At 67.8% G+C, this 9,435-nt stretch carries 4 protein-coding genes and 2 rRNA genes; all 6 read left to right on the forward strand.

All coding sequences use genetic code 11. From position 1 onward, the window contains the following. Positions 1 to 226 precede the first annotated feature (226 nt). Complete coding sequence (locus ACI784_RS21395) at positions 227 to 2,497, forward strand: polyribonucleotide nucleotidyltransferase (RefSeq protein WP_456922074.1); 2,271 nt, start codon at positions 227 to 229, stop codon at positions 2,495 to 2,497. Beyond that, positions 2,494 to 3,876, forward strand: coding sequence for a M16 family metallopeptidase (locus ACI784_RS21400; RefSeq protein WP_457014821.1), 1,383 nt, complete (start codon positions 2,494 to 2,496; stop codon positions 3,874 to 3,876). The genes ACI784_RS21395 and ACI784_RS21400 overlap by 4 nt, the downstream gene beginning before the upstream one ends. Beyond that, on the forward strand, positions 3,873 to 4,241 hold the full coding sequence (locus ACI784_RS21405) for a VanZ family protein (RefSeq protein ID WP_456922072.1): 369 nt from the start codon (positions 3,873 to 3,875) through the stop codon (positions 4,239 to 4,241). Before ACI784_RS21400 ends, ACI784_RS21405 begins: the two co-directional genes overlap by 4 nt. A 48-nt stretch (positions 4,242 to 4,289) precedes the next feature. Then, the gene (dapB, locus tag ACI784_RS21410) at positions 4,290 to 5,096 is read left to right on the forward strand and encodes a 4-hydroxy-tetrahydrodipicolinate reductase (protein ID WP_457014822.1); all 807 of its coding nucleotides are present in this window, start codon (positions 4,290 to 4,292) and stop codon (positions 5,094 to 5,096) included. 471 nt (positions 5,097 to 5,567) lie between these two features. Further along, positions 5,568 to 7,088, forward strand: a 16S ribosomal RNA gene (locus tag ACI784_RS21415). Positions 7,089 to 7,575: 487 nt separating this feature from the next. Next, positions 7,576 to 9,435 (forward strand): 23S ribosomal RNA (locus ACI784_RS21420); the annotation flags it as partial.

Below are 9,435 nucleotides of genomic sequence, written 5' to 3' on the forward strand. Positions count from 1 at the left end.
GTCCCGCCGGGACGGTCCCCTCTCTCGTGCGGCACCCGCCCACGAGACCCCCGGCCCCTCGCCGGACCCCCACGCTGGTCGGTCCTCGGTAGTGGCCCCCGGGCATGGTCGTCCCCCTCAGGGGGAACCTCCCGAGGGCTTCGATCGAAGACCGGTCACCCGGGCGCAGTTCGGCGCAGGACGCCACAAGAGGACGTCGCCGCATGCGACGTAGGAAGAGGACGACGTGTCCGCACCCACCACGCAGAACAGCAGCACCGCTGCTGAGTTCGACCCCGAGGACGGCGTCACCACCGCCACCGCGGTCATCGACAACGGCAGCTTCGGCAGCCGCAGCGTCACCTTCGAGACCGGCCGGCTGGCCCGTCAGGCCGCCGGCTCGGTCGTCGTCTCCATGGGCGACACCATGCTCCTGTCGGCCACCACGGCCGGCCGCCAGCCGAAGGAGCAGTTCGACTTCTTCCCGCTGACGGTCGACGTCGAGGAGCGCATGTACGCCGCCGGGCGCATCCCCGGCTCGTTCTTCCGCCGCGAGGGCCGGCCGTCCGAGGACGCGATCCTCACCTGCCGGCTGATCGACCGCCCGCTGCGCCCGACCTTCGCCAAGGGCCTGCGCAACGAGGTCCAGGTCGTCATCACCGTCCTGTCGCTGGACCCCGACCACCTCTACGACGTGCTGGCGATCAACGGGGCCTCGGCCTCCACCCAGCTGTCGGGCCTGCCGTTCTCCGGCCCGGTCGGCGGCACCCGCGTGGCGCTGATCAACGGCCAGTGGGTCGGCTTCCCGACGCACCAGGAGCTCGAGGACGCCGTCTTCGACATGGTCGTGGCCGGCCGCGTCCTCCCGGACGGCGACGTCGCGATCATGATGGTCGAGGCCGAGGCCACCGAGAAGACGATCCAGCTGGTCGCCGGTGGCGCCCCCGCCCCGACCGAGGAGGTCGTGGCGCAGGGTCTCGAGGCCGCCAAGCCGTTCATCAAGGCGCTGTGCGAGGCCCAGAGCGCGCTGGCCGCCAAGGCCGCCAAGCCGGTCGCGGAGTTCCCCCGCTTCCTGGACTACCAGGACGACGTCTACGCCGCCGTCGAGGCGCAGGCCGCCGCCAAGCTCGCCGAGGTGCAGGCCATCGCCGGCAAGCAGGAGCGCGAGCTCGCCACCGACGCCCTCAAGGACGAGGTCAAGGCCGCCCTGGCCGGCCAGTTCGAGGGGCGCGAGAAGGAGATCTCCGGCGCCTTCCGCGCGGTGACCAAGAAGGTCGTCCGGCAGCGCATCCTGCGCGACAAGGTCCGCATCGACGGGCGCGGCCTGACCGACATCCGGCCGCTGTCGGCCGAGGTCGAGGTCGTCCCGCGGGTGCACGGCTCGGCGCTGTTCGAGCGCGGCGAGACCCAGATCCTGGGCATCACCACGCTGAACATGCTGCGCATGGAGCAGCAGCTGGACACGCTCTCGCCCGAGACGCGCAAGCGCTACATGCACAACTACAACTTCCCGCCGTACTCCACCGGTGAGACCGGCCGCGTGGGCTCGCCCAAGCGCCGGGAGATCGGCCACGGCGCACTCGCCGAGCGGGCGCTCCTGCCGGTGCTGCCCGACCGCGAGGAGTTCCCCTACGCGATCCGGCAGGTCTCCGAGGCGCTGGGCTCCAACGGCTCGACGTCCATGGGCTCGGTCTGCGCCTCGACGCTGGCCCTGCTCAACGCCGGTGTCCCGCTGAAGGCACCGGTGGCCGGCATCGCCATGGGTCTGGTGTCCGACGAGGTCGACGGCAAGACCGAGTACGTGGCCCTGACCGACATCCTCGGGGCCGAGGACGCCTTCGGTGACATGGACTTCAAGGTCGCCGGCACCAAGGACTTCGTCACGGCCCTCCAGCTGGACACCAAGCTCGACGGCATCCCCTCCGACGTCCTCGCGCAGGCGCTGACCCAGGCCCGCGCGGCCCGGCTGCACATCCTGGACGTCATGGGCGAGGCCATCGACGGTCCCGACGAGATGAGCCCCTACGCCCCGCGGGTGACCACGGTGCGCATCCCGGTGGACAAGATCGGCGCGGTCATCGGCCCCAAGGGCCAGATGATCAACGCGATCCAGGACGAGACCGGCGCGGACATCACCATCGAGGACGACGGCACGATCTACGTCGGCGCCTCCGACGGCCCCTCGGCCCAGGCCGCGGTGGACCGGATCAACGCCATCGCGAACCCGCAGATGCCCAAGGTCGGCGAGCGCTTCCTCGGCACGGTCGTCAAGACCACGCCGTTCGGCGCCTTCGTCTCCCTGCTCCCGGGCAAGGACGGCCTGGTCCACATCAGCAAGCTCGGCGGTGGCAAGCGGATCGCCAAGGTCGAGGACGTCGTGAACGTCGGCGACAAGCTGCAGGTGGAGATCACCGACATCGACGCCCGCGGCAAGATCAGCCTGGTGCCGGTCGCCGCCGAGGGTGAGGCCGCCGCCTCCGACGCCCCGGCCGACGCGGCCGCGCCCGCGGAGGCGTGACCACGGACACCACGCAGTTCACGACCGGGGCCGGCACGGGCGCAGCGACGCCCGTCCCGGCCCCGGCCGGTGTCGGGGAGACCGTCGTCCTCGACGTCGACGAGTTCGGCGGCCGGGTGGAGCGCACCGAGCTGCCCGGGGGCCTGCGGGTCCTGACCGAGACCATGCCGGGGGTGCTGTCGGCGACCGTCGGCATCTGGGTCGGGGTGGGCTCCCGGGACGAGACCGACGACGTCGCCGGGTCCTCGCACTTCCTCGAGCACCTGCTGTTCAAGGGCACCGGCAGCCGCGGCGCGCTGGAGATCGCGACGGCGATGGACGCCGTCGGCGGTGAGATGAACGCCTTCACCGCCAAGGAGCACACCTGCTACTACGCCAACGTGCTCGCCAGCGACCTGCCGCTGGCGGTCACGCTCCTCGGTGACCTGGTCACCGACGCGCTGAACACCGCCGAGGACCTCGAGTCCGAGCGGACGGTGGTGCTCGAGGAGATCGCGATGCGCGACGACGAGCCCGCCGACGCCGTGCACGACCTGTTCGCCGAGACCCTGTTCGCCGGCACCGCCCTGGGCCGCTCGGTGCTCGGCACGGTGGACTCCATCGAGGCGCTGACCCGCGACGACGTCGACGGGTGGTACCGGCGGCGGTACGCCCTCCCGTCGATCGTGGTGACCGCGGCCGGCCGGGTGGACCACCGCGAGGTGCTCGACCTGGTCGCCGCCGCCTTCGGCCCCCGCCTGGCCGGGCCGGCCACGCCCGCCCCGCTGCGGCGGGGCGAGGAGGGCACCTCGACCCGTCCCGCCCGCCGGACCGGGCTGATCCACCGCCCGACCGAGCAGGCGCACCTGCTGCTCGGCTCGGTGGGGATGGGCCGCCTCGACGAGCGGCGCTACGCCGCGGCGGTCATGGAGACCGCCGTCGGCGGGGGGATGAGCTCGCGGCTGTTCCAGGAGATCCGGGAGAAGCGGGGGCTGGTCTACAGCGTGGGCACCGCGCTCACCCACTACGCCGGCACCGGGGCGTTCTCGGTCTACGCCGGGTGCTCGCCCAAGCGGGTGCCGGAGGTGCTGCGGCTGGTCCGGGAGGAGCTGGCCCGGGTCGCCGCTGACGGGCTCACCTCCGAGGAGGTCGCCCGGGGGCGGGGTCAGCTCAAGGGCGGCCTGGTCCTGGGGCTGGAGGACACCGGTTCCCGGATGAGCCGCCTCGGCAAGAGCGAGCTCTCCTACGGGGAGTACCTGCCGGTGCGGGAGGTCCTCGCCCGCCTGGACGGCGTCAGCGAGGACGACGTCCGCTCGGTGGCCGCCGAGCTGCTGGCCCTCGAGACGTGCCTGGCGGTGGTCGGCCCGTACCGCGAGTCGGAGCTCGACCGGCTGGCATGAGCGCACGTCACCCCGCGGTCGCCGTCCACGGCGCGCTCTCCCGCGGCGTCCTCGCCGTCGCCGTGCTCGTCTCGCTGGCCGTCCTGTTCGCCCCGGGGGACGACGTCCCGTCGGCGCCCCCCGGGGTGGACAAGCTGGTGCACCTGGCCCTGTTCGCCGTGCTGGCACTGAGCGGGCGGTGGGCCGGCATCCGGGCGGGTCTGCTCGCGGCGCTGCTGGTCGCCTACGCCGCCGTCAGCGAGGTCGTGCAGGGCATGGTGCCGCTGGAGCGGTCGGCGTCGGTCGCGGACTGGGGCGCCGACGTCGTCGGCATCCTCGTCGGGCTCCTGCTGGCCGCCGGCGTGCTCCGGAGGACCGCCGGCTGACGGCGCGGCCGCCTTGCATCCCCGGCGCCCGCCGGGAAACCTGACCGCGTGACCACCGGTACCCCCGCCTCTGACCAGCACGGATCCGCCACGACCGCGGGGGAGACCCCCCTCATCCCCGTCGGCGTCCTCGGCGCCCGGGGCCGCATGGGCACGGAGGTGGTCAAGGCGGTCAACGCCGCCGAGGACCTCGAGCTCGTGGCGATGGTCGACTCCGGGGAGTGGCTGTTCGACCTCGCCAACACCGGTGCGCAGGTCGTCGTGGACTTCACCCGCCCGGACGTCGTCATGGACAACATCCGGTTCTGCATCGACAACAACATCCACTGCGTCGTCGGCACCACCGGTTTCGACGAGGCCCGGCTCGCCACCGTCGCCGGGTGGCTCGAGCCCAAGCCGGACGTCGGCGTCGTGATCGCCCCCAACTTCGGCATCGGCGCGATCCTGCTGATGCGCTTCGCCCAGGAGGCGGCGCGCTTCTTCCCCTCCACCGAGATCGTGGAGCTGCACCACCCGAACAAGGTCGATGCGCCGTCGGGGACGGCGGTCCGTACCGCGCGCCTGATCGCGGAGGCACGCGCCGCCGCCGGCCTGCCGCCCTCGCCCGACGCCACCACCGACTCGCTGCCCGGTGCACGGGGTGCCGACGTCGACGGCGTCGCGGTCCACGCCGTCCGCCTCAGTGGTCTCGTCGCGCACCAGGAGGTCCTCATGGGCGCGCCGGGGGAGACCCTCACCCTCCGCCACGACTCCTACGACCGCGCGTCCTTCATGCCGGGCGTGCTGCTGGCGGTGCGGGAGGTGGCCCGCCGGCCGGGGCTGACGATCGGGATCGAGAGCCTGCTGGGCATCTGAGCCCGCCGACACGACGCCCCCGATGGGGCTGGTGTGGCGATCCGAGCGTGACCTGCGTCGCAGGTCGGCCCGAACCGCACCGCGCTGACCTGCGATTTCACTGCTCATGGCCGTCCCGCAAGGGTCTTCGGACCCTTCCGGGGCCGGGAGCGGTTTGACGCGGCCCCCGCGGCCGCGTAACTTTCTCTCTGCGCCGAGCGAGACCGGGTCCGAGACCCGGGAGCCGCCGGTCAGACCTCCGGGTGTGACAGCGAGCCGTGCACGGCGTACGGTAGGACAAGCCGCCAGGGACGAACCCCGCGAGGGTCTACTTCCTGCGCGTCCGCTCCTTGAGAACTCAACAGCGTGCCGAAAGTCAGTGCCAAGTAACAAATCCCCCGCACTGCACGTTTTCGTGTGGTGAGGGATTCCTTTGGTTGATGGATCATCGAGAGTGCTAGCTCTCGGTTCTCGGCCTGGGATGCAAATTCATCTACGGAGAGTTTGATCCTGGCTCAGGACGAACGCTGGCGGCGTGCTTAACACATGCAAGTCGAACGGTGAACCCCGCTTGCGGGGGGATCAGTGGCGAACGGGTGAGTAACACGTGGGCAACCTGCCCCCGGCTCCGGGATAACTCCAAGAAATTGGGGCTAATACCGGATATTCATCGCTGTCCGCATGGGCGGTGGTGGAAAGATTTATCGGCTGGGGATGGGCCCGCGGCCTATCAGCTTGTTGGTGGGGTAGTGGCCTACCAAGGCGACGACGGGTAGCCGGCCTGAGAGGGTGACCGGCCACACTGGGACTGAGACACGGCCCAGACTCCTACGGGAGGCAGCAGTGGGGAATATTGCGCAATGGGCGAAAGCCTGACGCAGCGACGCCGCGTGGGGGATGACGGCCTTCGGGTTGTAAACCTCTTTCAGCTCCGACGAAGCGCAAGTGACGGTAGGAGCAGAAGAAGCACCGGCCAACTACGTGCCAGCAGCCGCGGTAATACGTAGGGTGCAAGCGTTGTCCGGAATTATTGGGCGTAAAGAGCTCGTAGGCGGTTTGTCGCGTCGGCTGTGAAATCCCGGAGCTCAACTCCGGGCCTGCAGTCGATACGGGCAGACTTGAGTGTTGCAGGGGAGACTGGAATTCCTGGTGTAGCGGTGAAATGCGCAGATATCAGGAGGAACACCGGTGGCGAAGGCGGGTCTCTGGGCAACAACTGACGCTGAGGAGCGAAAGCGTGGGGAGCGAACAGGATTAGATACCCTGGTAGTCCACGCCGTAAACGTTGGGCGCTAGGTGTGGGGGCCATTCCACGGTCTCCGTGCCGCAGCTAACGCATTAAGCGCCCCGCCTGGGGAGTACGGCCGCAAGGCTAAAACTCAAAGGAATTGACGGGGGCCCGCACAAGCGGCGGAGCATGTTGCTTAATTCGATGCAACGCGAAGAACCTTACCTAGGCTTGACATGCACGGAAATCCCGCAGAGATGTGGGGTCCGTAAGGGCCGTGCACAGGTGGTGCATGGTTGTCGTCAGCTCGTGTCGTGAGATGTTGGGTTAAGTCCCGCAACGAGCGCAACCCTCGTTCCATGTTGCCAGCGGATAATGCCGGGGACTCATGGGAGACTGCCGGGGTCAACTCGGAGGAAGGTGGGGATGACGTCAAATCATCATGCCCCTTATGTCTAGGGCTGCAAACATGCTACAATGGCCGGTACAAAGGGCTGCGATACCGTGAGGTGGAGCGAATCCCAAAAAGCCGGTCTCAGTTCGGATTGGGGTCTGCAACTCGACCCCATGAAGTTGGAGTCGCTAGTAATCGCAGATCAGCAACGCTGCGGTGAATACGTTCCCGGGCCTTGTACACACCGCCCGTCACGTCACGAAAGTCGGTAACGCCCGAAGCCGGTGGCCCAACCCCTTGTGGGAGGGAGCCGTCGAAGGCGGGATCGGCGATTGGGACGAAGTCGTAACAAGGTAGCCGTACCGGAAGGTGCGGCTGGATCACCTCCTTTCTAAGGAGCACTGGCCGCCGCGACCGTGAGGTTGTGGTGGTCCAGGGCCGCGCCCAGGCCGGGACGGACCGCCGATGTGGTGGTCCGCGGGTGTCTGGGGTGGTGCTCGAGGGTGGAACGCTGACCAGTTCGGCCGGCAGCCGGTGGCTGCTCCTAGTACGGCATCCCTGCGGGGGTGTGGGGAACGGGGTGGGTGCGCGGGGTCGGTCGTAGGCACGCTGTTGGGTCCTGAGGGAGCGGGCCGGTCGCCGTGGGGTGGCCGATCCGGTGTCTCGTGCGGGGCCTCCGGGCGCTCGTACCGCCCAGTTCCTCTCCGTTCGGGGAGGGTCTGGGGTCTGGCGGGTGCGGATGCGGGGGTGTCCGGTCGTACGTTGAGAACTGCACAGTGGACGCGAGCATCTTTAACTGAACTCTGTAGCGAGTTTCTTGTAGGTCCCCGCCGCGCGGTGCCTGCCTTCGGGTGGGTCCGGTGGTGGGGGTTTTGTGTGGCCAAGTTGTTAAGGGCACACGGTGGATGCCTGGGCACCAGGAGCCGATGAAGGACGTAGGAGGCTGCGATAAGCCTCGGGGAGCTGCCAACCGAGCGTTGATCCGAGGATGTCCGAATGGGGGAACCCCGCACCAGTCATGTGGTGTGACCCGCGCCTGAACACATAGGGCGTGTGGAGGGAACGTGGGGAAGTGAAACATCTCAGTACCCACAGGAAGAGAAAACAACCGTGATTCCGTGAGTAGTGGCGAGCGAAAGCGGATGAGGCTAAACCGATCGCATGTGATAGCCGGCAGGCGTTGTGTGGTCGGGGTCGTGGGACCGTTCTGGCACCTCTGCCGGGGTGTCGGGGAGTGAGAAAGGACCGTGGTTAGTGGAAGGCCTCTGGAAGGGGTCGCCGTAGAGGGTGAGAGCCCCGTACACGAAAATCCGGTCCCTCCCGAACGTGTTCCCAAGTAGCACCGAGCCCGTGAAATTCGGTGTGAATCCGGCGGGACCACCCGCTAAGCCTGAATACTCCCTGGTGACCGATAGCGGACTAGTACCGTGAGGGAAAGGTGAAAAGTACCCCGGGAGGGGAGTGAAATAGTACCTGAAACCGTGTGCCTACAAGCCGTGAGAGCCCGGCGCCGCACCTGTGCGGCGGGGGTGATTGCGTGCCTTTTGAAGAATGAGCCTGCGAGTTAGCGGTACGTGGCGAGGTTAACCCGTGGGGGGTAGCCGTAGCGAAAGCGAGTCCGAACAGGGCGTCTCAGTCGCGTGCTCTAGACCCGAAGCCGAGTGATCTACCCATGGCCAGGTTGAAGCGCGGGTAAGACCGCGTGGAGGACCGAACCCACCAGGGTTGAAAACCTGGGGGATGAGCTGTGGGTAGGGGTGAAAGGCCAATCAAACTCGGTGATAGCTGGTTCTCCCCGAAATGCATTTAGGTGCAGCGTCACGTGTTTCTTGCCGGAGGTAGAGCACTGGATGGCCGATGGGCCCCACAAGGTTACTGACGTCAACCAAACTCCGAATGCCGGTAAGTGAGAGCGTGGCAGTGAGACTGCGGGCGATAAGGTTCGTAGTCGAGAGGGAAACAGCCCAGATCATCGGCTAAGGCCCCTAAGCGTGTGCTAAGTGGAAAAGGATGTGGGATCGCAGAGACAACCAGGAGGTTGGCTTAGAAGCAGCCACCCTTGAAAGAGTGCGTAATAGCTCACTGGTCAAGTGGTTCCGCGCCGACAATGTAGCGGGGCTCAAGCACACCGCCGAAGCCGTGGCATTCCAGCACGACCCCGTCGGTCTTCCTCGTGGAGCCGGCCAGGGGCTGGGATGGGTAGGGGAGCGTCGCGTGGTGGGTGAAGCGGCGGAGGAATCCAGCCGTGGACGCCACGCGAGTGAGAATGCAGGCATGAGTAGCGAGAGGGGAGTGAGAACCTCCCCCGCCGGAAGACCAAGGGTTCCTGGGCCAGGCTAATCCGCCCAGGGTGAGTCGGGACCTAAGGCGAGGCCGACAGGCGTAGTCGATGGACAACGGGTTGATATTCCCGTACCCGCGAAGGAGCGCCCATGCCGAACCCAGCGATGCTAACCACCCGAGGCCGCCGAGCTCCCTTGTGGAGCGGAGTGGTCGAGGCTGGGACCCGGACTGGTAGTAGGCAAGCGATGGGGTGACGCAGGAAGGTAGTCCCACCGGTGAGTGGTAGTACCGGTGCAAGGGTGTGGCCCGCGCCATAGGTAAATCCGTGGTGCACGTGGGTGAGGCCTGACGCATAGCCGACTGAGGCGAATGGGATGATCCTATGCTGCCGAGAAAAGCCTCTAGCGAGTTCCGAGCGGCCCGTACCCCAAACCAACTCAGGTGGTCAGGTAGAG

Source organism: Geodermatophilus sp. SYSU D01186 (assembly GCF_054050215.1).